The sequence below is a fragment of the Streptomyces sp. NPDC020192 genome (genome assembly GCF_044388685.1).
GTDB lineage: Bacteria > Actinomycetota > Actinomycetes > Streptomycetales > Streptomycetaceae > Streptomyces.
Genome location: NZ_JBIRXG010000022.1, coordinates 133,374 through 157,850, shown reverse-complemented (window position 1 = coordinate 157,850; position 24,477 = coordinate 133,374). Strand labels below are relative to the sequence as shown.

Genomic DNA, 24,477 nt, shown 5'->3' with positions numbered 1-24,477 from the left:
CCGACGGGCCGCAGGGCGACGACTTCGAGGTGATCCGGCAGGCCCAGTACACCTTCCGGGCCCGCCTCGCCGACCGCTGGCGCCAAGGGCGCGTCTTCCTGCTGGGCGACGCCGCCCACCTCACCCCGCCCTTCGTCGGGCAGGGCCTGTGTGCCGGCCTGCGCGATGCCTACAACCTCACCTGGAAACTCGCCCGCGTCCTGCGACAGGGCGCACACGACGGACTGCTGGACACCTACCAGCAGGAACGAAAGCCGCACGCACGCCACCTGATCCGCGTCGCGGTCGCCGTGGGCTGGGCCATGACCGGCGGCCAGGGCCGCGGTGCGGCCCTCCGCCGGGCCGTGGTGGGCGCGGCCTGCCGCATCCCCGGCGTGACCGCGGCAGTGAGCCGCGACCTCAGCCCCGCACTGACCGCCGGCCCACTCGTACGGCGTCACCCCCGGCCGGCCGGCCGCGCACTGGCTGGAACCTTCTGCCCGCAGCCCTGGGTACGCCACGACGGCGGGCCGGTCCGCCTCGATGACGTCCTCGGCAACTCCTTCGCCGTCCTGACCGCCGTGCCGCCCACAGCGGGGATGACGGCCGTGGCCACAGCCCTGGGCGCACCCCCGATCCACGTCGACGACCTCGACGACGACGGCACCTTGGGCGCCTGGCTGGCAGGCGGCCGCTCGGACGCCGTCCTGCTGCGTCCCGACCGTGTCGTGATGGACACCGTCCCCGCCGGCACCGGCGACTTCACGGGCACCGCCGCCTGGGCACCCCTGCTGCACACGGGCCGCCGTACGCCTGATGCCCGGGCCGTTCCCCTGCCGAGGAGCAGCACACCATGACCACCCCGCACCCCACGCCGTACCCGGCCCCCTTCTTCACTCCCGACCCGAAGGCGGCCGCCCGCAGCCGCATCGCGGACTTCGCCCGGTGGGCCGCACGTCACCAGGGCGCCGAAGGAGTTGACGAACCCACCGACTACGAGGCTCTGCACCGCTGGTCCGTCACCGACCTCGAAGGGTTCTGGGAGGCGGTGTGGCAGTACTTCGACATCGACGCCACGACTCCGTACGAAAACGTGCTGGCCGAGGAAACCATGCCCGGCGCACGCTGGTTCCCGGGCGCCACTCTCAACTACGCCCACCACGCGGTGCGCAACCTGCACCCGGACGCGCCCGCGATCACCGCGCTGGACGAGACCGGAGCCGGCTACGAGATCACGGGCCGGCAGCTCCGCGCCCAGGTCGCCTCGGTCGCCGCCACCCTGCGCGACCTGGGCGTCGGACAGGGCGACCGGGTAGTGGGCTACCTGCCCAACACGCCCCACGCCATCATCGCCTTCCTCGCCACGGCCAGCCTGGGCGCGGTGTGGTCGGTGTGCGGCCAGGACTACGCGCCCAAGGCCGCCGCCGACCGCTTCGCCCAGCTCGAACCCACGGTGCTCATCACCGCGGACGGCTACCTCTTCAACGGGACCACGCACGACCGCCGTACCGCCTCGCTCGAGCTGGCAGCCGCCCTGCCGACGCTGAAGGGCACGGTGTTGGTGGACCACATGGGCCTCGCCTGGCCCGAGGCGGGCCCCTCGGGGCTGGTGATTCCCTGGGCGGAAGCGGTCAGCCGCGTCGAGTACCTCGCCATCACCCCGGTGCCGTTCGACCACCCGCTGTGGGTCGTGTTCTCCTCCGGCACCACCGGCCTGCCCAAAGGCATCGTCCACGGGCACGGCGGCGTCCTGCTGGAGCACCTCAAGACTCTCGGCCTGCACAGCGACCTGGGCGTCGGAGACCGACTGCTGTGGTACACCACCACCCACTGGATGATGTGGAACCTGGTCGTCTCCACCCTGCTGACCGGCGCCACCACCTGCACCTACGACGGCAGCCCCGCGCCGCAGGCCCGCCCGGACATCCTGTGGGAGCTGGCGGCCCGCCACCGGGTCACCGTCTTCGGCACCAGCCCCCAGTACCTGCTGGCCATGACCAAACTGGGCATCGAACCCTCCGCGCACGACCTGTCCGCCGTCCGTGTCATCGGATGCACGGGCTCCGCCCTGCCCGCATCCACCTACCCGTGGGTCCGCGACCACGTCGGCGCAGGCATCCAACTGGCCTCCACCAGCGGCGGCACGGACGTCGTCTCCGGCTTCGCCGGCAGCGCCCCCACCACCCCCGTCTGGAAGGGGGAGTTGTCCGCCCCCAACTTGGGCGTGGCACTGGCCGCCTACGACTCCGAGGGCACGCCGGTTCGCGACCTGGTCGGCGAACTGGTCGTCACCCGGCCCATGCCGTCGATGCCGTTGTACTTCTGGAACGATCCTGACGGCAGCCGCTACCGCGACGCCTACTTCGGCGCCTACCCGGGCGTGTGGCGGCACGGGGACTGGATCACCCACACCTCCCACGGCTCGGTCATCGTCCACGGCCGCTCCGATGCCACCCTCAACCGCAACGGCGTACGCCTGGGCAGCGCGGACATCCACGACATCGTCGAACGCCTACCCGAGATCACCGAGGCCCTCGTCATCGGCGCGGAGGAACCCGATGGCGGCTACTGGATGCCGCTCTTCGTGGTCCTCACCGAAGGGACCGTCCTGGACGACGGGCTGCGCGACCGGATCCGCGACGCGATCCGCGCCGGCGCCTCACCCCGACACGTCCCCGACGAGATCCTCGCCGTACCGGCCCTGCCTCACACGAAAACCGGCAAGAAGCTCGAGGTTCCCGTCAAGCGGCTCCTCCAGGGCGCCGCCGCCGAGCAGGTCCTCAACCCCGGAGCCGTCGACAATCCCGAACTGATCGCCTACTTCGCCCGGTTGGGCGCGGAGCGGAACAAGCGGTCGACAGACCACACATGACCGTCGGAGCGGAGACCCTGCCCCGACACCACACCATCCCCACACCGAAGCAAGAGAGAAACCGTGAGCACCACCGACCGCGAACAGCAGCCCCTCGATGTACTTGACGAAGCCGGGCGAAAGATCCTCTTCACCGAAGCCCGCACTGCGAACACCTTCGCCACCACGGCTGTTACCGACGACGAACTCGCCACGATCTGGGAGCTCGCCCGCTGGTCGCCGAGCGCAGCCAACGGCCAGCCTCTGCGTGTCCTCTTCGTGCGCACCCGTGAGGGCAGGGAGCGACTGGTCCGGCATCTCGACGAGGGCAACAGGGCCAAGACCCTCAGTGCGCCGGCCGTGGCGATCCTCGCGTACGACGTCGACTTCCACGACCAGATGCCGACCGTGTTCCCGGCCCGCGGCGAGATGCTGCGAGCGGCGTTCGCCGACCAGACCGAAAAGCGCGAAAGCATCGCGGGCTACAACTCCGCACTGCAGACAGGGGTCTTCCTGCTCGCGGTGCGCGCGGCGGGCCTCGCCGCCGGCCCCATGGCGGGCTTCGACAGGGCCGGCGTGGACGATGAGTTCTTCACGGGTACCAGCTGGCGTTCACATCTGGTGGTCAACATCGGTCATCCCGGTGCCGACCCGTGGTTCCCGAGGCTGCCCCGCGTCCCCGTTGAGGACGCCGTCGCCTGGGCCTGACGACCGGGTGGGTCCCCAGCACCGTTGCAGCTGCGCCCGCCCGTGCCGCCAGGAGCGGCACGGGCGGGCGATGGGGGAGGGGCACTACCGCTGTCAGTCGGCCTGCTGCTCGGCCGGCCGCAGCCCAGCGGTCCACTTCTCCTCGATCCGCCCGAACTTCCACACGGCCAGCGCAATACCCCACGTGGCGAAGAAGAGGCCCACGATGACGAAGCCGATGATGTTGAGGTCCAGGCCACCGACCCAGGCCCAGAACGCGCCGTGCAGGCCGGCCTTGTCGGCGAGCAGGCCCAGCAGCTCGGCAGTGCCGATGACCAGCGCGACGGCGACGGACAGGCCCGTGATGACGAGGTTGTAGTAGACCTTGCGGACTGGCTTGGAAAAGGCCCAGCCGTAGGCGAAGTTCATGAAACAACCATCGATGGTGTCCAGCAGACTCATGCCGGCCGCGAAGAGTACCGGCAGGCAGAGAATGGCGTACCAGGGCAGCCCGGACGCCGCTCCAGAGCCTGCCAGCGCCAGCAGGGCGACCTCGGTGGCGGTATCGAAGCCGAGACCGAACAGAAGGCCGAGCGGATACATCTGCCAAGGCTTGGTGATCGACTTCATCACTCGTCCCAGCAGGCGGTTCATGAGGCCACGATGGTTGAGCTGCTGCTCCAGAGCGGCCTCGTCGAAGTGGCCCGAGCGCATCTGCCGGAAGACTGCCCAAATACCCGCCAGAACGACGCTGTTGATGATGGCGATGATGTAGAGGAACGTCCCGGAGACGGTCGTACCGATCACCTGGGTGACGTGGTGCAGTTCGGATTTGTCGTCCCGTACCGGTCCCGCGAGGGCTTTGATGCCCAGGGAGAGCAGGAGCGCCAGGAAGAACACGATGCTGGAGTGCCCCAGGGAGAACCAGAAGCCGACCGACAGGGGACGTCGGCCCTCCTCCATCAGTTTCCGGGTGGTGTTGTCGATCGCCGCGATGTGGTCGGCGTCGAAGGCGTGCCGCATGCCGAGGGTGGCAAGATCTCCGGGTGGCCTTCCCAGATGAGCCTGCCTCTCATCTGCCGCTCCTGTGGGTCTCCTCACCATCCCGTCTGAAGCCCGGCCTTGACGAGGAGTCGAAGCTGCCAGCCGGATTCGCCGTGGCAGGCAGAGCTGCAGAGCAAATCTTCATCGAGTTCGAGGCTCCGTTTGCGGGATTTGTTGCCGAGCCCCGTGATTACAAGGTCCAGATTCAGGTAAGAGTCGGCCACCGCAAGGGGTGGCGCCCGCTTTTGACCTTCACACTGAGGGGCGCGAACATCATCGATCCGGAGCGGTACACCGTCTACAGCAATGCGCCTCTTGTGCTGACGAAAGAGGACCGGCAGAAGGCGGACGCCGCCCTTCTGGAGTTGCTGACCGGGCACCAGGATGTTTCCGCTTCGGACGAGAGGGAGCAGCGGGACGGGACTGCCAGTGGGGGCCCCTAGAGCGGCAGGAGAGCTGGCGAACGTTGAAGGCGCCGTGAAGTGCCGCAGAGGTGACGGCGGAGGAGAGGGTGTACGCGGCTGCGCTGAGGACGAAGGCAGACCTGAACGGGACCGTCCCCGAGGACCGTGTCGTCCAAGCGACCGCGGCTGAATCCGTAGGGGCGATCCAAGAGGCATACCGCTTCAGGCCGGGCCTCGATGACGCGACTGCCGATGGGCGGCTGTCCCCAGCCGTTTCGCGGCAGCTCGACGGGTGGCTCAAGCGGGAGCGGGAGGTGTTGCTCCCCGCCGTCATGGACTGACCGACGCATACTGGCGCGAGCGGTACGGCTTGCCGTCCAGCGCAGCTTCTCGTCTCGCAGGAACACGGCGTGCGGTTGTCGCGTTCATGTCAAGACTTCGCCGAAGATCTCCGACCCCGCTATGGCGACACACGCCTCATGACCTGCGCTGTACCAAAGTGCCAACTATCTCGCTGATTCCGCGGCCCCGGCCGCTGAAGCTACTTGGCATCAGTGCAGGTCGTGAACGTGGCCTGGTGCCAACTGGCGAGCCCGGTCACACTGCGGGCATGGGCGACCCCGGGCTCTTCACACCGAACTCCGTGACCTGGCAGATGCACGGCGACCCCATGATGTGGGTCGCCGGCGTCCGCGCGCTGTACCTCCAGGCCCTGCACCCGCGCGCGGTGCGGGGCGTGATCCAGAACTCCGACTTCCGGCGGGACGCCTGGGGCCGGCTGATGCGCACCGCCAACTTCGTCGGTACGACGACCTACGGCACCACCGAGGCCGCCGAACGGGCCGGCGCCCGCGTCCGCAAGATCCACAGCATGCTGACGGCGACCGACCCGGACACCGCCGAGCGCTACGGCGTGGACGAACCCGCGCTGCTGCTGTGGGTGCACTGCGCGGAGATCGACTCCTATCTAGACGTGTTGCGTCGCTCCGGCTTCCCCCTCACCGACGCCCACGCCGACCGCTACATAGCCGAACACCGGGTCAGCGCACGCCTGGTGGGCCTCGCTCCGGCGACCGTCCCGGCGAGCCGGGCCGAACTCGCCGCGTACTTCGAGAAGGTGCGGCCGGAACTGGTCGCGGGACCCGAGGCACGCGTGGTGGACGACTTCCTGCTCCGTCCGCCGACGCATCCCCTCCTCGTACCGGTGCGCGAGCTGCTGTGGCGGCGCGTGGCTCAGCTGGCGTACGCCGCCCTGCCGACGTACGCCCATGAGCTGTACGGCAGACCGGCCCCCGCACCCGCCGTCGTCACCCGTCGGCTGCGGGCCACGGGCAGGCTCCTGCGTGGTGTTCCGGCACGTGTGCGCTGGCAACTGCCGCCCAAACACATCCTGCGCGCGATGGCGAGGCTCGGCCCGGACGCACGTCCGGCACCGTACAAACTCGGACGATAGGTCGTCATACTGGACGAGCAGGGGGGTGCGGCGCCGATCGGGCCGGCGCGGTGCGTCCGGGCACGGTCCGGGGCGGGCCTTCCAGGGGTGGGGCGGGGCGGACGGCGACGGGGGCGGCGGATCGCTATGGGGGAGAACAGGCTGATTCAGGGCCGGTACCGGCTGCTCGAGCTGCTCGGGCGCGGCGGAATGGGCGAGGTGTGGCGGGCCCGGGACGAGTCCCTGGGCCGGCAGGTCGCGGTGAAGTGCCTCAAGCCGCTCGGCCCGTACCACGATCCGGCCCTCGCCCGTGTGCTGCGGGAGCGGTTCCGCCGCGAGGCCCGGGTGGCCGCGTCCCTCTCGCACCGCGGGGTGACCGTCGTCCACGACTTCGGCGAGTCCGACGGCGTGCCGTACCTGGTGATGGAACTGCTGGACGGCCGCGATCTGAGCCGGCTGCTGCAGGACAACAAGGGCCATCCGCTGCCCGTGGACGACGTGGCGGACATCGCCGCCCAGGTCGCCGCCGCCCTCGCCTACACCCATCAACACGGCATCGTCCATCGGGACTTGAAACCGGCCAACATCGTGCGGCTGACCGACGGCACCGTGAAGATCTGCGACTTCGGCATCGCCCGCCTCGGCCACGACATCGGCTTCACCGCCCGGCTGACCGGCACCGGCGTCGCCCTCGGCACCCCGCACTACATGTCACCGGAACAGATCGGCGGCGGTGAGGTGGACCGGCGCAGCGACCTGTACTCGCTGGGCTGCGTGCTCTACGAAATCGCCACCGGTGCACCACCGTTCGACCTGGAGGACGCCTGGGCGATCCTCATCGGCCACCGCGACACCCCACCTCGCCCGCTGCGCGAACTGCGCCCGGAAGTCCCCGGCTACCTGGAGGAGATCATCCTCGCCCTGCTGGCCAAACGGCCCGAGGAACGGCCGTACGACGGCGGGGAGTTGGTCCGACGGCTACGGGCCGGACGAGCAACGGCGGTTCCGGCCGCGGCCGTTGGGCCAGGCATGGGGGACGGCGGCCGACTGCCGTCCTGGACCCACGGCATCACCACGGGCCACAAGGCGCTCGGCGGCGGACTCGGCGCGCTGCCACCGGACCCCGGGGCGGTCTTGTCGGGCCGCTGGGTCGCGCCCCAAAGGGGCGCGGGGCTGCATCCATCGGCGGCTCCGCCGCGGGGCGCGACCAGCCACAACGCACCCGCAGACAGCCGACGGCCCGTCCCGGCCCTCCCAGCGGAGCGTCTCGGCCCCGACCTCCCCGACATCCTGGCCGCCCGCTACGAGGCCGCCTTTACCCTCCTGCGCACCGGCCGCGTGGCCGAGGCGCTCGACGCCTACACGGACATCGCCGAGGCGAGAGCGAGGGTGCTCGGCGCCGACCATCCCGACACGCTCGCCGCCCGCCAGGAGACCGCCTACGCGCTCGGCCGGCTGGGCCGCCACTTCGACGCCCACCAGGTGTACAGCGCGGTACTCGCCGCCCGGGTGCGGGCCATGGGCCCCGACCACCCGGACACCCTGCGCTGCCGGCACAACCTCGCCTGCACCCTGGGCCGGCTCGGCCGGCCGGCCGACGCGCTCCGCGCCGCCCTCGACGTCGCCGAGGCGAGGGCGCGGGTGCTCGGCCCCGACCATCCGGACACCCTGGTCTCACGCTGCGAAGTCGCCTATGCGCAGGGTCAATTGGGGCGCTGGGAGGAGGCCCTGCGGCTGTACCGCGAGGTCGCCGTGGCCCGGGCGCGCGTGCTCGGCCCGGACCATCCCGACACGCTGGCCGCCCGCTACGAGACCGCGCTCAGCCTCGGCCGGCTGGGCCGCAGCGCGGACGCCCTGCGCCTGTACCGTGAGCTGATCGAGGACCGCACCCGCGTCCTGGGCCCCGGCCATCCCGACACCCTGCGCGCCCGGCACGGCCTCGGGGTCAACCTCGGTCGGCTCGGCCGCTGGGAGGAGGTCCTGGCCGAGTCCCGCGACGTGTGCCTGCTGCGCGAGCAGGCCCTGGGTCCCGCCCACCCCGACACGCTCGTCAGCCACCGCGAGGTCGCCGTGGCCCTGGGCTGGCTGGGCCGCTGGGAGGACGCCCTCGCCGAGTACCGCCGGGTCGCCGCCGCCCGCGAGCGGATCCTCGGCCCGGACCACCCCGACACCCTCGCCAGCCGCAACGACGAGGCCCACTGCCTGGAGCGGCTCGGCCGGGGCACCGAGGCCGGCGAGCTGTACCGCCGGGTCGCGGTGGTCCGCCAGCGGCTCGCGCCCGGCGGCGCCTGAGCACCGCCGGGGCCCACCTCCGGCTCGGGAGCCGACATGGCCGGGGCGCTCCTCTGGCCGCCGTGGATCAACACGTGTTACGAAGGACCATGGCTGTCACCGAGGGAACCCGCACCTACGACGCCGTCATCGTCGGCGGCGGACACAACGGCCTGGTCGCCGCCGCCTACCTGGCCCGGGCCGGCCGCTCCGTCCTCGTGCTGGAACGGCTCGACCACACCGGCGGCGCCGCCGTCTCCACCCGTGCCTTCGCCGGCGTCGACGCCCGGCTGTCGCGCTACTCCTACCTGGTCAGCCTGCTGCCGCAGAAGATCGTGCGCGAGCTCGGACTCGACTTCCGGGTCCGCGCCCGCACCATCTCCTCGTACACCCCCGCCGAACGCGACGGCCGGCCCACCGGACTCCTCGTCGGCGGCGACGAGCGGCGCACCCGGGAGAACTTCGCCCGGCTGACCGGCGGCGAACACGAGTACACGGCCTGGCAGCGCTTCTACGGCATGACCGCCCGCGTCGCCGAACGGGTCTTCCCGACCCTCACCGAGCCCCTGCCCAGCCGGGACGATCTGCGCCGCCGTATCGACGACGATACCGCCTGGCGCGCCCTGTTCGAGGAGCCGATCGGCGTCGCCGTCGAGCGGGACTTCGCCGACGACCTGGTGCGGGGCGTGGTCCTCACCGACGCCCTGATCGGTACCTTCGCCGACGCCCACGACCCCTCCCTCGTGCAGAACCGCTGCTTCCTCTACCACGTCATCGGCGGCGGCACCGGCGCCTGGGACGTGCCCGTCGGCGGCATGGGCGCCCTCACCGACGCGCTGGCCGCCGCGGCCCGTGCGGCGGGCGCCGAGCTGCGTACCGGTCACGAGGCGGTCCGGATCGCCACCGACGGCGACCGCGCCGAGGTCACCTACCGCACGGCCGACGGCGAGGGCGTCGCCGCCGCCCGGCACGTCCTGGTGAACGCCTCCCCGCAGGAACTGGCCGTCCTCACCGGGGACTCGGCACCCGAGCCCGCCGAGGGCGCCCAGCTCAAGGTCAACATGCTGCTCACCCGGCTGCCGAGGCTGCGCGACCCGGACGTCGACCCCCGCGAGGCCTTCGCCGGCACCTTTCACATCGCCGAGGGCTACCGGCAGCTCGCCACCGCTCACGCCCAGGCCGCCGCCGGTGAACTGCCCGCCGTGCCGCCCTCGGAGATCTACTGCCACTCGCTGACCGATCCCTCGATCCTCGGCCCCGAACTCGCCGAGCGCGGCTACCAGACGCTCACCCTGTTCGGCCTGCACGCCCCTGCCCGGCTCTTCGACCGGGACAACGACGCCGTACGCGAGGACCTGCTGAAGTCCACCCTCGCCCAGCTCGACACCCACCTCGCCGAACCCCTCGGCGACTGCCTGGCCACCGACGCCGACGGCCGCCCCTGCATCGAGGCGAAGACCCCGCTCGATCTCGAACGCGACCTCAGGCTGCCCGGCGGCAACATCTTCCACCGCGCCCTGTCCTGGCCGTACGCCCAGGAGGGCACGGGCCGTTGGGGAGTCGAGACCCGGCACGCGAACGTCCTGCTGTGCGGCGCGGGCGCGGTGCGCGGCGGAGGGGTGAGCGGGGTGCCGGGGCACAACGCGGCGATGGCGGTGCTGGAGGCCGGGGCGTAACACCGTTGCCGCCCAAATAATCTGACGAGACGTCAGAAAAGCTCTTCCGTCGTCCGGCCCGCTGCGGCATCCTGCGCCCATGCAGACGGAGCTGAGCAAGACACTGGGAGTCGAGCACGCCGTCTTCGGCTTCACGCCGTTCCCTGCCGTCGCCGCGGCCATCAGCCGGGCCGGCGGCTTCGGCGTGCTCGGCGCGGTCCGCTACACCGCCCCCGACGACCTCAAACGCGACCTCGACTGGATCGATGCACACGTCGGCGACCGCCCGTACGGCCTGGACGTGGTGATGCCCGCCAAGAAGGTCGAGGGCGTGACCGAGGCGGACGTCGAGGCGATGATCCCCGAGGGACACCGGCAGTACGTGCGGGACACCCTCGCCAAGCACGGGGTGCCGGAACTGGCCGAGGGCGAGGCCTCCGGGTGGCGCATCACCGGATGGATGGAGCAGGTCGCCCGCACCCAGCTCGACGTCGCCTTCGACTACCCGATCAAACTGCTCGCCAACGCCCTCGGCTCGCCGCCCGCCGACGTCGTCGCCCGCGCCCACGACCGGGACGTGCTGGTCGCCGCGCTCGCCGGCAGCGCCCGGCACGCCCGCAAGCACCAGGAGGCGGGCATCGACATCGTCGTCGCCCAGGGCTACGAGGCCGGCGGCCACACCGGGGAGATCGCCACGATGGTGCTCACCCCCGAGATCGTGGACGCCGTCGACCCGCTGCCCGTCCTGGCCGCCGGTGGCATCGGCAGCGGACAGCAGGTGGCCGCCGCCCTCACACTCGGCGCACAAGGTGTGTGGCTGGGCTCCATATGGCTCACCACCACAGAGGCCGATCTGCACTCGGCCGCCCTGACCCGCAAGCTGCTCGCCGCCGGGTCCGGGGACACCGTCCGCTCCCGCGCCCTGACCGGCAAGCCCGCACGCCAGCTCCGTACCGAGTGGACCGATGCCTGGGACGACCCGGCCGGCCCCGGCACCCTGCCCATGCCGCTGCAGGGACTGCTGGTGGCCGAGGCCGTCTCCCGGATCCAGAAGTACGAGGTCGAACCACTGCTCGGCACCCCCGTCGGCCAGATCGTCGGCCGGATGACCAGCGAACGCAGCGTCCAGGCCGTCTTCGACGACCTCACCCGCGGCTTCGAGCGGGCCGTGGACCGCGTCAACCGCATCGCCAAAAGGAGCGGCCAGTCGTGAGCGCCCAGGGGAACACGCCTCCCGCCGGTTTCTGGGCGCAGGCCGCTCAGCACCCCGACCACACCGTCCTCATCGCTCCCGACGGCGAGGAGTGGACCGCCGGACGCCTGCACGCCGCCGCCAACCGGCTCGTCCACGGGCTGCGCGCGGCCGGCCTCGAACGCGGCGACTCCTTCGCCGTCGTCCTGCCCAACGGCGTCGAGTTCTTCACCGCCTACCTGGCCGCCACCCAGGCCGGTCTGTATCTGGTCCCGGTCAACCACCACCTCGTCGGTCCCGAGATCGCCTGGATCGTCGCCGACTCCGGCGCCAAGGTGCTCATCGCCCACGAGCGGTTCGGCGCCGCCGCCCGCGCCGCCGCCGACGAGGCCGGACTGCCCGCCACCCACCGGTACGCGGTCGGCGAGTTGGACGGCTTCCAGCCGTACGCGAGGCTCCTCGACGGACAACCGGAGTCGGCCCCCACCGGCCGCGAACTCGGCTGGGTCATGAACTACACCTCCGGTACGACCGGCCGCCCGCGCGGCATCCGCCGCCCGCTGCCCGGCAAGACCCCCGAGGAGGCCTACCTCGGCGGATTCCTCGGCATCTTCGGCATCAAGCCGTTCGACGACAACGTCCACCTGGTCTGCTCACCGCTCTACCACACGGCCGTCCTGCAGTTCGCGGGCGCGTCCCTGCACATCGGCCACCGACTGGTCCTGATGGACAAGTGGACCCCGGAGGAGATGCTCCGCCGCATCGACACCCATTGGTGCACGCACACCCATATGGTCCCGACCCAGTTCCACCGTCTGCTGGCCCTCCCGGACGAGGTGAAGGCACGCTACGACGTCTCGTCGATGCGGCACGCCATCCACGGCGCCGCCCCGTGCCCGGACCACGTGAAGCGGGCCATGATCGACTGGTGGGGGCACTGTGTGGAGGAGTACTACGCGGCCAGCGAGGGCGGTGGGGCCTTCGCCACCGCCGAGGACTGGCTGAAGAAGCCCGGCACGGTCGGCAGGGCCTGGCCGATCAGCGAACTCGCGGTCTTCGACGACGACGGCAACCGGCTGCCGCCGGGCCAACTCGGCACGGTCTACATGAAGATGAGCACCGGCGGTTTCTCGTACCACAAGGACGAGGCGAAGACCCGCAAGAACCGCATCGGAGACTTCTTCACCGTCGGTGACCTCGGCGTGCTCGACGAGGACGGCTACCTCTTTCTCCGCGACCGCAAGATCGACATGATCATCTCCGGTGGGGTCAACATCTACCCGGCCGAGATCGAGTCCGTGCTCCTCTCCCACCCGGCCGTCGCCGACGCCGCCGCCTTCGGGATCCCGCACGACGACTGGGGCGAGGAGGTCAAGGCCGTGGTCGAACCGGCCCCCGGCCACGAGCCCGGCCCGGCGCTCGCAGCCGCCCTCCTCGACCACTGCGCCCAGCAACTCGCGGGCTACAAACGGCCCAAGAGCGTCGACTTCACCGCCGAGATGCCCCGCGACCCCAACGGCAAGCTCTACAAGCGTCGGCTGCGCGACCCGTACTGGGAGGGCCACACACAGCCGGTGTCGAAGCCGAGGTCCGCGTAGCCGGCCGCGGCGGCCAGCCGTCTCAGGTGGCTTCGCAATGGCGCCTCCCAACACCGTTGAGACAAGGAGCGGTTGAGCCCACCGGGGGATGCGACTCTCCCCGGTGCTTGACCTGCCCTGGTGACGGACCGAGGATCATGAGTCATGACGCAGGGACACGGCAGCACGGTTGACGGGGTGCTGCGGCGCAGCGCCCGGCGCACCCCGGCGCGGGTCGCGGTGGAGTACGGCGAGCGCCGGTGGACGTACGAGGAACTCGACGCCGCCGTCTCCCGCTCGGCCTCGGTGCTGCTCGCCGAAAGGCTCACGCGCGGTGACCGGGTCGCCGCCTACGGCCACAACTCCGACGCCTATCTGATCGCCTTCCTCGCCTGCGCCCGGGCGGGCCTGGTCCATGTGCCGGTGAACCAGAACCTCACCGGTGACGACCTGGCGTATCTCGTCACCCAGTCCGGCAGCAGCCTCGTCGTCGCCGACCCGGACCTGGCCGCCCGACTTCCGGGCGGGGCAAGGGTGTTGCCACTCAGGGACGCGGAGGACTCCCTGCTGGCCCGCCAGGCGGAGGCAGCGCCGTACGACGGCCCGGAACCGCGCACCGAGGACCTGGTGCAGCTGCTGTACACGTCCGGTACGACGGCCCTGCCCAAGGGCGCGATGATGACTCACCGGGCCCTGGTCCACGAGTACTTGAGCGCCATCACGGCTCTCGACCTGAGCGCGGGCGACCGCCCGGTGCACGCCCTGCCCCTCTACCACTCGGCGCAGATGCACGTGTTCCTGCTGCCTTACCTGGCGATCGGCGCGACGAACATCATCCTCGACGCACCCGACGGGGACCGTCTCTTCGACCTGATCGAAGCGGGCCGTGTGGACAGCCTGTTCGCACCGCCCACGGTGTGGATCGGCCTGGCGGGCCGGCCCGACTTCGCCACCCGCGACCTCGAGGGCCTGCGCAAGGCGTACTACGGCGCCTCGATCATGCCCGTCCCGGTCCTGGAGCGCCTCCGCGCACGCCTGCCGAAGCTCGCGTTCTACAACTGCTTCGGCCAGAGCGAGATCGGCCCGCTCGCCACGGTGCTGGCACCCGACGAGCACGAGGGCCGGCTGGACTCCTGCGGCCGTACCGTGCTCTTCGTGGACGCGCGGGTCGTGGACGACCAGGGCGGGGACGTACCCGACGGCTCTCCGGGTGAAATCGTCTACCGCTCACCGCAGTTGTGCGAGGGCTACTGGGACAGGCCCGAGGAGACCGCCGAGGCCTTCCGGGACGGCTGGTTCCACTCTGGTGATCTCGCGGTCCGCGACGCCGACGGCTACTTTACGATCGTGGACCGCGTGAAGGACGTCATCAACTCCGGTGGCGTACTGGTGGCTTCACGTCAGGTCGAGGACGCTCTGTACACTCACGAGGCCGTCGCCGAGACCGCCGTGATCGGCCTGCCCGACGACCACTGGATCGAGGCCGTCACGGCAGTCGTCGTCCCACGCGGCGAGGTGACGGAGGATCAGCTCATCACGCACGTGAAGGAGAAACTCGCACCCTTCAAGGCGCCCAAACGGGTCCTGTTCGTGGACGAGTTGCCCCGCAACGCCAGCGGCAAGATCCTCAAACGCGAACTGCGGGACCGCTTCAGCGGCTAGCCAACCCGGCGCCGGGACAGCGACAGGCGGCGTCGCTCCCGGTCGAGGGCGGTGACGACGACCGTGATCTCGTCGCCCACCTGGACGACCTCCGAGGGCGCCTGCGCCGGCGGCGAAGAGAGCTCTTCCAGGTGGACCAGTCCCTCGATGCCGTCGGCGACCCGCACGAAGACGCCGAACGGAACCAGCTTGGTGACCGGCCCGCGCAGTCTCTGTCCCACCGCGACGCCGTCCGCGAACTCCTGGAAGGGATCCGGCCGGGTCGCTCGCAAGGACAGCCTGGCCTCCAGGTTCCTGGTGTCGAACTGCAGGAACTCACAGGTGACGCGCTGCCCGACCCGCACGACGTCGGACGCCGTCGCGAAGGGTGTCCAGGACAGCTCGGGGATCGTGATGAAGCCGACGCCGGGGAAGTCGGGGTGTGCGGGGCCGTCGTCCAGGGCCACGAACACACCGAACCGCTCGATCGCCGCGACGGTGCCGGACAGCAGTTCGCCGCGGTGCAGTGATTCCAGGAAAGCCCGGAGTTCCGGGTGCTCGGACCGCCAGTCCATGCCGGCCAGTCTTTCACGCGGAGTTGTACTGGCCTAGGCCTTGGCCGGCAGCAGCGCGTCGGCCAGCAACCGCCAGTGCGGCAGCGCCGATCCGCCCGGCTCGACGCCGATCACCTGTACGGCGACGTGGTCGGCGCCCGCCGTCACATGGCCGGTCAGCTTCCGTACGACCGTCTCCGGGTCGCCCCAGAACACCAGGTCATCCACGAAGCGGTCGCTGCCGCCGGCCGAGAGGTCCTCGTCGGTGTAGCCGAGGCGGCGGAACTTGGCGATGTTGTACGGGGTTTCGAGGTAGCCGCGCAGATGCTCGCGGGCGACGGCGCGGGCCCGGTCCGGCTCGGTCTCGAACAGGACGGCGTGCTCGACGGCCAGGAAGGCGCCCGGGCCGAGGATCTCCCGGGCCTGCGCCGTGTGGGCCACGTTCACGTGGTAGGTCTGGGCCCCGTCGGCGCGGTCGCGGGCCAGTTCCAGCATCTTCGGGCCGTACGCGGCCAGCAGTCGCCGCAGCGGGGTGGCGGGACGCGGGTTGGTGATCTGCGCCGTGCCCAGCGCGTCCAGTTCGTCGAGATAGCCGGCCATGGCGCCGAGCGGCTTGACCCCCGGCCTGGGGCGACCGCCGAAGCCCAGACCGAGCACGTGCCGGCCCGGGTAGGCGTCCGCGAGCAGCAGTGCCGAGCCGTACGTCCAGCGGGCCTCCCGGGACCAGATCTGGGCGATGCCGTTGACCACGGTCAGCCGCCGGGTGGAGGCGAGCAGATAGCCGGCGTGGGTGAACGCGTCCCGGCCGAGCCCCTCCGGAATCCACAGCGCCCGCCAGCCCAGGTCCTCCAGCCCCTGCACCGAATCCCGGATCCGCGCGGCCGGCTGGTGCTCGAAGTCGAAGGTGTAGATCCCGAACGTGCCGAGATCCAGGCCGTTCTTCCCCGCCATCGTGTCTCTCTCCCACGTCGTCCCGATGCGATCGATGAATCGGAATATCGCAGATTCTCGATATGAAGCGCAAGGGCCGGTGCCCTCACCTGCGCTTCCTGGTCGACTAGAGGGTCTGGCCCAGCTCCGTGACGAGGTCGGCTATGCGCTGCTCGTCCCGCTTGTAGTGGGTCCACTTGCCCACCCGGGTGGCCCGGACCAGACCCGCGCGCTGGAGTTCGGCCATATAGGCCGACACCGTGGACTGGGCCAGCCCCGCCTTCGCCTGGATGTGGCTCACGCACACACCCACCTCGGCCGGGTCGGCGATGGCCTTCTCCATCGGGAAGTGCCGCTCGGGCTCACGCAGCCAGCGCAGCATCTGCAGCCGCATCGGGTTGGACAGCGCCCGCAGCGCGTTGACCAGGTCCGGGTCCGGGGTGGGGGCGGTGTCCGTCATGGCTCCGGAGTATAGGCCGACGATGTTTCGAGGTACGTCGATACGACCGCCCCCGCGCTACCCCGCGTCCCGCGACCGCAGGTCCACGATCCGGCGGATCTTGCCCACCGACCGCTCCAGCGACTCCGGCTCCACGATCTCCACGTCGACGGAGACTCCGATGCCGTCCTTCACGGCGGCGACGATGGACCGGGCCGCCGCCTCCCGTGCCTCGGGGGGTGCGTCCGGGCGGGCCTCGGCCCGGACGGTCAGCCGGTCCAGGCGGCCCTCCCGGGTCAGCCGGAGCTGGAAGTGGGGCGCCACGCCGGCCGTGCGGAGCACGATCTCCTCGATCTGGGTCGGGAACAGGTTCACCCCGCGCAGGATCACCATGTCGTCGCTGCGCCCGGTGACCTTCTCCATCCGCCGGAACACCCGGGCCGTACCGGGCAGCAGCCGGGTCAGATCCCGGGTCCGGTAGCGGACGACCGGCATGGCCTCCTTGGTCAGCGAGGTGAACACCAACTCGCCCTGCTCGCCATCCGGCAGCACCTCGCCCGTGATCGGGTCGACCACCTCCGGATAGAAGTGGTCCTCCCACACGGTCAGCCCGTCCTTGGTCTCCACGCACTCCTGTGCCACACCGGGGCCGATCACCTCGGACAGCCCGTAGATGTCGACGGCGTCGATCGCGAACCGCTCCTCGATCTCGCGCCGCATCTGCTCGGTCCACGGCTCGGCCCCGAAGACGCCGACCCGCAGCGAGGTGGAGCGCGGATCCACACCCTGCCGTTCGAACTCGTCCAGCAGCGTGAGCATGTAGGAGGGGGTTACCATGATCACGGTCGGCTTCAGATCCCGGATCAGCTGCACCTGCCGCGCCGTCATGCCGCCGGAGGCCGGGACGACCGTACAGCCCAGGCGCTCGGCACCATAGTGGGCGCCCAGACCACCGGTGAACAGCCCATAGCCGTAGGCCACATGGACGATGTCACCGGGTCGCGCGCCGGCTGCCCGCAGTGAGCGCGCCACCATGTCGGCCCACATGGACAGGTCGTTGTCCGTATAGCCGACCACCGTGGGCAGCCCCGTGGTGCCGCTGGAGGCGTGCAGTCGGCGGATCTGCTCCCGGGGCACCGCGAACATGCCGTACGGGTAGTGCTCCCTCAGATCGGCCTTGGTCGTGAACGGGAAGAGGGCGAGGTCCGCGAGCGAGCGGCAGTCCTCCGGATGGACGCCGGCCTTGTCGAAGGACTCCCGGTAGAACGGCACGTGCTCGTAGGCGTGCCGCAGGGAGGCGCGCAGCCGCTCCAGCTGAAGCGCCCGCAGCTCGTCGGGCCCGAGCCGTTCGCCCGTGTCGAGCAGGTCCGTCGCATCCGCCATCGAGACGTCTCCCTCGCCGACCGTACATTCCGGACGACCGATCATTCGGTCGATCTGTTCGGGGCCAGTAATTCAGGCCGTCCGCCATCAGGCAAGAGGGCTGCGCGGAATTTCCGCACGACCGTTCCGCTGCGGTGTCCCCGGCGCAAAAACGTTGCACCTCGCCCGCGTGGACCGACATGATCGCGCCCATGCCGACCTTCACCGCGCCAGACGGCACCCTGCTCGCCTACCACCTGCGGGGCGAGGGCGATCCCGTCGCCGTCCTGCCCGGCGGTCCCATGCGCGCCTCGGTCTACCTCGGAGACCTCGGCGGACTGGCCGCGCACCGCCGGCTGGCCCTGCTGGACCTGCGGGGCACCGGCGACTCCGCGGTACCGGCGGACCCGGCGACGTACCGCTGCGACCGGATGGTCGAGGACGTGGAGGCGTGGCGCGCGCACATGGGCCTGGAGCACATGGATCTGCTTGCCCACTCGGCGGGTGCCGCCTTGGCCATGCTCTACGCGGCTCGCTACCCGCAGCGGATACGCCGCCTGCTGCTGATCACCCCCAACCCATCCGCGCTGGGCATGCGGGGGACGCCCGAGGACCGGCTGGCCGCTGCCCCGCTGCGTGCGGACGAGCCCTGGTTCGCGGAGGCCTTCCCCGCCTTCCGGGCCTGGCTGACGGGCGAGGCGGAGTTCGACGACGCGTTCGTGCCGTTCTTCTACGGCCGCTGGGACGACGCCGCCCGGGCGCACGCGGACGCCGAGCTCGAGCAGACCAACGAGGAGGCGGAGGGGCGCTACTTCGCCGACGGGGCCTTCACTCCCGACACGACCCGGGCCGCTCTCGCCACCCTGACCGCACCGGTCCTCGTGTACGCCGGCGACGTCGACGGCGGCCCGCGCCCGGGCCTCGCCCGCCGTGCCGCCGAGGCCTTCCCGAGGGCCGAGTTCACCGTCCAGCCCGGCGCCGGTCACTACCCCTGGCTGGACGACCCGGAGTGGTTCGTGAGCCGTCTCCTCGCGTTCCTCGACGGACCCGCGGACTCCGTTCTGCCCTCGGCAGAGTAGGCGCCCGGGAGCGGCCCGCCCGGCTAGCGTGCCCGGCATGGACACCGCGCAGCCGCAGATCGTCAAGGCGAACGGCATCACCCTGGCCTGCCGGAGCTGGGGCCCGGCGGACGCCCCGCCCGTCCTGCTGCTGCACTGCCGGGGAGCCGACGGCGCCGACTGGACGACCGTCGCCGAACGCCTCGCGGCACCACCGGATCCACGCCGGGTGTACGCCCCCGACCTGCGCGGCCACGGACACAGCGGCTGGCCCGGGGAGTACGCGGTGGAGGCGATGAGCGACGACGTGCGCGCCCTGCTGGCCGCCGTCGGTGTCGACCGCGCGGATGTCGTGGGCCACTCGCTGGGCGGCCTCGTCGCCTGTCTGCTGGCCCAGCACCACCCGGATGTCGTACGGCGCCTGGTGCTGGAGGACGTCTGCGCACCGGTGCCGCTCGACCCGCCTCGGCCGCCCGCCCCGCGGCCCGAGGGGGAGCTGCCGTTCGACTGGGCGATGGTGCGGGCCACCGACGAGCAGCGCAACGCGCCCGATCCTGTGTGGCGGGACCACATGGGCCGGATCACCATGCCGACGCTGGTCATCGGGGGCGGCCACACCAGCCTCATCCCGCAGGACAAGGTGGCGCAGCTCGCCGGCCTGATCCCGGACGCCTCGCTCGTGACCCTCGACGCCGGGCACCTGGTCCACGAGAGCCGCCCGGAGGAGTTCCTGGCCGTGGTGGAGGAGTTCCTCGGCCGCTGAGGACACATGGGCGCCGTCGAAACCCCGATGGAGGTCCCGTCACCGGCCCGGCTGGGGCCCGTACGCCGTCAGGAAGCGGTCACGGAAGCCGTCCATCGGCCAGACGGGGGCGTTCGCGGCGGGCTTCAGCCCCTCCGTCCAGCCCCAGCCGGAGATCCGGTCCAGCACCCGGGGGTCGTGGGCGACGACGGTGACCGGCACGTCCTTGCGGGGGCTGTTCGCGGTGACCGTCGGCACCGGCTGGTGGTCGCCGAGGAAGACCAGGACCGTGTTCTTGTTGCCGTAGCGCTGGACGAACTCGACGAGGCAGCGCAGCGAGTACTCGATGGAGGTGCGGTATTCGGTGCGCACGCTCTCCGCGGTCTTCCAGACCTCCTCCTGGGACTTGCCCTCGCGCCTGATCTGCTGGAAGACCGAGCCGTCGCCCAGCTTCGCCCACTCGACCATGCGCGGCACGGGCCCCCAGGGGTAGTGGCTGGAGGTGAGGATGATCTCCGCCATCAGCGGGCCCCGGCCCGCCTTCCCGAACTCCTCGCGCCGGAAGGTGTCCAGGGCGAACTGGTCTGGCACCTGTGACCAGCCGAAGTCCGGGCCGTGGTAGCCGAGATGGTGGCCGTCGTAGACATGGTCCAGGCCGAAGTACCGGCCCTCCGGCCAGGCCACCAGCACACCCGGCACGACGCCGACCGTGCGCCAGGCACCGGTCCTGCGGAAGGAACCGGTGAGGGTGGCGCGGTCGCTGGAGGTGAGGCTGCGGAACCGCTGCTGGTTGCTGATCCACAGCCCGGACAGGAACGTCGAGTGGGCGAGCCAGCTGCCGCCGCCCGTCACCGGCGAGCGCAGCCAGCCGCTGCGCGCCTGGAACTCGGCAGCCTTCAGACTCGCCGTGCTCTCCTTGAGGACCGCGTCGATCCGCGGGGCCATCGCCGGGTCCTCGATCGCCGAGCGGCCGTAGCTCTCGACGAAGGTGAACAGCACGTCCTTGCCGCGCAGGCCGGTGAGCAGCCGGTCGGCCGGGGTGTGGGCGAAGGCGTCGACGGCGGCCTGGCGCCGGAAGATCCGGGCGTCCGCGAGCGAGGCGCGGACCTGATGGGCGCGGTCGCCGAGGAGATCGGCGTCGAGCGTGGCGGCCACGGGCTGCCCGGCACTGTGCAGGCCGAGCACCACACTCGTGACCCACACGGTGCCCAGCACGAGGGTGCCGCGCACCGCCCGGGCGCGGTGCCGGGCCATCAGCGTGGTCAGCCGGACCGTCGCGCCCGTGGTCAGGACGAGGACCGCGACCGCGAGCAGCACGGCACCGGCGATGGCGGCCAGCTCACCCGCCCGGCCGGACGTCGCCCGCAGATAGTCCGCCGCGTTGCCCAGCAGTCCCCAGTCCAGCACCAGGTCGAAGGGTCGGTACAGCACCGAATAGAAGCCCAGGTCGAGGCACTTGAGGAGGGTGAGCAGCCCGATCAGCACACCGGCGGCCACCGCCCCGGCCCGCCGCACCCGGGCGGGCGCCATGAGCAGCAGGACGGCGAGCAGGATGCCCTCGGCCGGCAGACGTACGAACGCCTTGGGCGTGAGGTGATCCGGCTGGTCCGGCAGCACCAGCGCGCCCAGCAGGACGGCGACCGCGAGCACGGTCGTACCGATGATCACCCCTCGCCGGATCCGGTCGTGCCGAGGCGTGGGGTGCGACACCTGAGGGTCCTTCCGCGCGGGGCCGGGCGCCGGCACGGGAGACCGGGACCGGCATCACTCGTACGATCGTCCGTCACTTTATGTGGCTGGATGACATGGATCGTGCGCACAGAGTAATCCTCCGGTGCGATCGAAGCCGCGGGACACCCCGGACCTACGGCCGGTCCGCCGCCACCGCCACCTCCCGCGCCCACCGGTAGTCGGCCTTACCGCTCGGGGAACGCTGGACGGACTCCGTGATCACGAGCTGGCGCGGGACCTTGTAACCGGCCAGCCGGGTACGGCAGTGGGTCTGGATGTCGGCCAGGGAGGGGCGCGACGCTCCCTCGCGCAGCTGCACCACGGCCGCCACATGGTTGCCCCACGTGGCGTCCGGCACCCCGGCGACGAGCGCGTCGTAGACGTCCGGATGCGCCTTGAGCGCCTGCTCGACCTCCTCGGGATAGACCTTCTCGCCCCCGGTGTTGATGCACTGCGAGCCCCGCCCGAGCACCGTGACCACGCCGTCCTCGTCCACCGTCGCCATGTCGCCGAGCAGCACCCAGCGCCGTCCGTCCTTCTCGAAGAACGTCTCGGCGGTCTTGTGCGGGTCGTTGTAGTAGCCGAGCGGCACATGGCCGCACTGGGCGACCCGGCCGACCTCGCCCGCCGCGACCGGCTCGTGCGTCGCCGGATCCACCACCCGGGTACGGGAGTTGACCCGGATGCGGAAGCCCCGCTCGGGCCCGGAGTCCTCGGTCGCCGTGCCGTTGAAGCCCGACTCGGAGGAGCCGAAGTTGTTCAGCAGCATGGCGTTCGGGACCAGCTCCCGGAACTGTCGGCGCACCGTCTCCGACATGATCGCGCCGGACGAGGAGACGCTGAACAGGGCCGAGCAGTCCGTGCCCTTCAGCGGTCCGCCGAGCGCGTCGATCAGCGGCCGGAGCATCGCGTCGCCGACCAGCGACATGCTGGTGACCTTCTCCCTCTCGACGGTCCGCAGCACCTCCTCGGGCACGAACTTGCGGTGCAGGACGACGCGTTGGCCGAAGTTGAAGCCGATGAACGCGGTCAGCGTCGAGGTGCCGTGCATCAGCGGGGGAGTGGGGAAGAACGTGATCCCCGTGCCGCTGGCCGCGACCCGCTCGGCAAGCTCCTCCGGCGTCTTCACCGGCTCCCCGGTCGGCGCGCCACCGCCCAACCCTGCGAAGAAAAGGTCCTCCTGACGCCACATCACGCCCTTGGGCATGCCCGTCGTGCCGCCCGTGTAGATGATGAACTGGTCGTCCCCGGAGCGCGCCGGAAAGCCTCGCTCCGGCGACCCGGCGGCCTCCGCGTCCGCGAACGGCACCGCGCCCGGGACCCCGGCCGCCCCCGGTACCCCGGACGCGTCCCGTCCCGCGCACAGCAGATGCCGCAGCCCCGGCGCCCGCGGCAGCGCCCCCGCCACCCGGTCCGCGAACTCCGCGTCGTAGACCAGGGCGACCAGATCGGCGTCCCGATAGAGGTACACCAACTCCTCTTCGACATAGCGGTAGTTGACGTTGACCGGGACGACGCGGGCCTTCAGGCAGGCCAGTACCGTCTGGAGGTACTCGACGCCGTTGTACAGGTGGAGGCCCAGATGCTCCCCGGGGCGGATGCCGCTGTCGATGAGGTGGTGGGCGACACGGTTGGCGGCCGCGTCCAGCTCGGCGTAGGTCAGGCGGCGCTCCGCGCCGGTGCCCGGATGGTCGAGGTAGACGAGCGCCTCGCGGTCCGCGGCCACGTCGACGACCGACTCGAACAGATCGGCAAGGTTGTACTCCACCGCTCCTCCTGACCCCGGCAGCCCCGACGAAGAAAGGTGAGAACCGTCGCTTCGCCGGTCATCAGAGCAAAGGGCGCCGCAACTGTGAAGGGTCCGCACCAAACAAATCTGACTGACTGTCAGAAAACCCTTGAAGTGCCTCCCCGGCTACTGCAACCTGTTCTCGTTCTCACCGAGGGAGGATGGCCCATGGGCGGGACGGAACACCTCACCGTGCGGCGCGAGGGCGCCACACTGGTGCTCACACTCAACCGGCCCGACGCCAGGAACGCGCTCTCGCTTCCGATGCTCGTCGGCCTCCACGACGGCTGGCTCGAGGCCGACGCGGACGACGCGATCCGCTCGATCGTGCTCACCGGGTCCGGCGGCTCCTTCTGCGCCGGGATGGACCTGAAGGCGCTCGCCGGGAACGGCATGCAGGGCGAGCACTACCGCGACCGGCTCAAGGCCGATCCCGACCTGCACTGGAAGGCGATGCTGCGCCACCATCGCCCGCGCAAACCGGTGATCGCCGCCGTCGAGGGGTACTGCGTCGCGGGCGGCACCGAGATCCTCCAGGGCACCGACATCCGGGTCGCGGGCGAGTCCGCGACCTTCGGCCTGTTCGAGGTCCGGCGCGGACTGTTCCCGATCGGCGGCTCCACCGTCCGCCTGCAACGCCAGATCCCGCGCACCCACGCCCTGGAGATGCTGCTCACCGGACGGCCGTACACCGCCGAGGAGGCCGCCCGCATCGGCCTGATCGGCCATGTCGTCCCCGACGGCACCGCGTTCGAGGCGGCCCTGGAGATCGCCGAGCAGATCAACGCCTGCGGCCCGCTCGCCGTCGAGGCCGTCAAGGCGTCGGTGTACGAGACCGCCGAACTGACGGAGACCGACGGCCTCGCGGCCGAACTCGCCCGTGGCTGGCCGGTCTTCGACACCGTCGACGCCAAGGAGGGCGCCCGCGCCTTCGCGGAGAAGCGGCCCCCCGTCTACAAGCGCGCGTAACGCTCCGCTGGAGGTGCGGTGCGGACGCCGCGGGCCGTGCGTGGCTGGTCGCTCCCCCGAGTTCCCGGCTCCGCTCGAACCCGGGGGCCACCGTCGCGGCGGAGCCGTGTATGTCACTGCCCCGCGCCCCTTTGGGCGCGCCCTCACCGACCTTGCTCGAAGGAGGCACG

At 71.2% G+C, this 24,477-nt stretch carries 20 protein-coding genes and 1 pseudogene; 14 read left to right on the top strand and 7 right to left on the bottom strand.

The annotated features are described in order from the left end of the window. From ACH47Z_RS34595 to ACH47Z_RS34585, 3 genes are all read left to right on the top strand, one after another. The coding region (locus tag ACH47Z_RS34595) for an FAD-dependent monooxygenase (RefSeq protein WP_399080884.1) at positions 1-836 on the top strand (836 nt) is incomplete at its 5' end. Further along, positions 833-2,851 (top strand): acetoacetate--CoA ligase, encoded by a 2,019-nt coding sequence (locus tag ACH47Z_RS34590; protein ID WP_399080882.1) that lies wholly within the window; start codon positions 833-835, stop codon positions 2,849-2,851. The genes ACH47Z_RS34595 and ACH47Z_RS34590, both read left to right, overlap by 4 nt. Positions 2,852-2,914: 63 nt before the next feature. Then, the gene (locus tag ACH47Z_RS34585; RefSeq protein ID WP_399080880.1) at positions 2,915-3,538 is read left to right on the top strand and encodes a malonic semialdehyde reductase; all 624 of its coding nucleotides are present in this window, start codon (positions 2,915-2,917) and stop codon (positions 3,536-3,538) included. 93 nt (positions 3,539-3,631) lie between these two features. On the opposite strand, the pseudogene ACH47Z_RS34580 reads toward ACH47Z_RS34585, so the two are convergent. Next, positions 3,632-4,549 (bottom strand): annotated as a pseudogene (locus tag ACH47Z_RS34580) (HoxN/HupN/NixA family nickel/cobalt transporter); the annotation flags it as partial. 14 nt (positions 4,550-4,563) lie between these two features. Between ACH47Z_RS34580 and ACH47Z_RS34575 the strand changes: the two are divergent. The 8 genes from ACH47Z_RS34575 (at position 4,564) to ACH47Z_RS34540 (ending at position 14,754) form a co-directional block, all read left to right on the top strand. Beyond that, positions 4,564-5,004, top strand: coding sequence for a hypothetical protein (locus tag ACH47Z_RS34575; protein ID WP_399080902.1), 441 nt, complete (start codon positions 4,564-4,566; stop codon positions 5,002-5,004). A gap of 50 nt (positions 5,005-5,054) precedes the next feature. Next, on the top strand, positions 5,055-5,306 hold the full coding sequence (locus ACH47Z_RS34570) for a hypothetical protein (protein ID WP_399080878.1): 252 nt from the start codon (positions 5,055-5,057) through the stop codon (positions 5,304-5,306). A 269-nt stretch (positions 5,307-5,575) separates the two neighbouring features. After that, the gene (locus ACH47Z_RS34565) at positions 5,576-6,418 is read left to right on the top strand and encodes an oxygenase MpaB family protein (RefSeq protein WP_399080876.1); all 843 of its coding nucleotides are present in this window, start codon (positions 5,576-5,578) and stop codon (positions 6,416-6,418) included. Between the two features lie 126 nt (positions 6,419-6,544). After that, a complete protein-coding gene (locus ACH47Z_RS34560; RefSeq protein ID WP_399080875.1) occupies positions 6,545-8,689 on the top strand; it encodes a tetratricopeptide repeat protein in 2,145 nt (714 codons plus the stop codon). An 89-nt stretch (positions 8,690-8,778) separates the two neighbouring features. Then, complete coding sequence (locus ACH47Z_RS34555) at positions 8,779-10,344, top strand: phytoene desaturase family protein (RefSeq protein ID WP_399080873.1); 1,566 nt, start codon at positions 8,779-8,781, stop codon at positions 10,342-10,344. Between the two features lie 79 nt (positions 10,345-10,423). Continuing rightward, on the top strand, positions 10,424-11,536 hold the full coding sequence (locus tag ACH47Z_RS34550) for an NAD(P)H-dependent flavin oxidoreductase (protein ID WP_399080872.1): 1,113 nt from the start codon (positions 10,424-10,426) through the stop codon (positions 11,534-11,536). Beyond that, complete coding sequence (locus ACH47Z_RS34545; protein ID WP_399080870.1) at positions 11,533-13,113, top strand: acyl-CoA synthetase; 1,581 nt, start codon at positions 11,533-11,535, stop codon at positions 13,111-13,113. Before ACH47Z_RS34550 ends, ACH47Z_RS34545 begins: the two co-directional genes overlap by 4 nt. A 144-nt stretch (positions 13,114-13,257) precedes the next feature. Beyond that, complete coding sequence (locus tag ACH47Z_RS34540) at positions 13,258-14,754, top strand: acyl-CoA synthetase (RefSeq protein ID WP_399080868.1); 1,497 nt, start codon at positions 13,258-13,260, stop codon at positions 14,752-14,754. On the opposite strand, the gene ACH47Z_RS34535 is transcribed toward ACH47Z_RS34540, so the two are convergent. The 4 genes from ACH47Z_RS34535 to paaK form a co-directional block, all read right to left on the bottom strand. Next, positions 14,751-15,308 (bottom strand): S1 RNA-binding domain-containing protein, encoded by a 558-nt coding sequence (locus tag ACH47Z_RS34535; RefSeq protein WP_399080866.1) that lies wholly within the window; start codon positions 15,306-15,308, stop codon positions 14,751-14,753. The two genes, ACH47Z_RS34540 and ACH47Z_RS34535, sit on opposite strands and share 4 nt — an antisense overlap. A 33-nt stretch (positions 15,309-15,341) precedes the next feature. Beyond that, positions 15,342-16,238 carry a TIGR03620 family F420-dependent LLM class oxidoreductase gene (locus ACH47Z_RS34530; protein WP_399080864.1) on the bottom strand — a complete coding sequence of 299 codons (897 nt, stop codon included), beginning with the start codon at positions 16,236-16,238 and terminating at the stop codon, positions 15,342-15,344. A 106-nt stretch (positions 16,239-16,344) separates the two neighbouring features. Next, a complete protein-coding gene (locus ACH47Z_RS34525; protein WP_399080862.1) occupies positions 16,345-16,677 on the bottom strand; it encodes an ArsR/SmtB family transcription factor in 333 nt (110 codons plus the stop codon). A 57-nt stretch (positions 16,678-16,734) separates the two neighbouring features. Beyond that, positions 16,735-18,039, bottom strand: coding sequence for a phenylacetate--CoA ligase PaaK (paaK, locus tag ACH47Z_RS34520; RefSeq protein ID WP_399080860.1), 1,305 nt, complete (start codon positions 18,037-18,039; stop codon positions 16,735-16,737). Positions 18,040-18,230: 191 nt separating this feature from the next. Here paaK and ACH47Z_RS34515 point away from each other — a divergent pair, with 191 nt between their 5' ends. Further along, on the top strand, positions 18,231-19,097 hold the full coding sequence (locus ACH47Z_RS34515; protein ID WP_399080858.1) for an alpha/beta fold hydrolase: 867 nt from the start codon (positions 18,231-18,233) through the stop codon (positions 19,095-19,097). Between the two features lie 37 nt (positions 19,098-19,134). Continuing rightward, positions 19,135-19,839 carry an alpha/beta fold hydrolase gene (locus ACH47Z_RS34510; RefSeq protein ID WP_399080856.1) on the top strand — a complete coding sequence of 235 codons (705 nt, stop codon included), beginning with the start codon at positions 19,135-19,137 and terminating at the stop codon, positions 19,837-19,839. Between the two features lie 39 nt (positions 19,840-19,878). Here the strand turns inward: ACH47Z_RS34510 and ACH47Z_RS34505 are convergent, their stop codons facing one another. Together ACH47Z_RS34505 and ACH47Z_RS34500 are read right to left on the bottom strand one after the other, a co-directional pair. After that, the gene (locus ACH47Z_RS34505) at positions 19,879-21,528 is read right to left on the bottom strand and encodes a sulfatase (protein ID WP_399080855.1); all 1,650 of its coding nucleotides are present in this window, start codon (positions 21,526-21,528) and stop codon (positions 19,879-19,881) included. A 154-nt stretch (positions 21,529-21,682) separates the two neighbouring features. Next, positions 21,683-23,317 carry an acyl-CoA synthetase gene (locus tag ACH47Z_RS34500; RefSeq protein WP_399080853.1) on the bottom strand — a complete coding sequence of 545 codons (1,635 nt, stop codon included), beginning with the start codon at positions 23,315-23,317 and terminating at the stop codon, positions 21,683-21,685. Positions 23,318-23,506: 189 nt separating this feature from the next. Between ACH47Z_RS34500 and ACH47Z_RS34495 the strand changes: the two genes are divergently transcribed. Then, positions 23,507-24,307 carry a crotonase/enoyl-CoA hydratase family protein gene (locus ACH47Z_RS34495; RefSeq protein ID WP_399080851.1) on the top strand — a complete coding sequence of 267 codons (801 nt, stop codon included), beginning with the start codon at positions 23,507-23,509 and terminating at the stop codon, positions 24,305-24,307. The last annotated feature ends 170 nt before the right edge of the window (positions 24,308-24,477 follow it).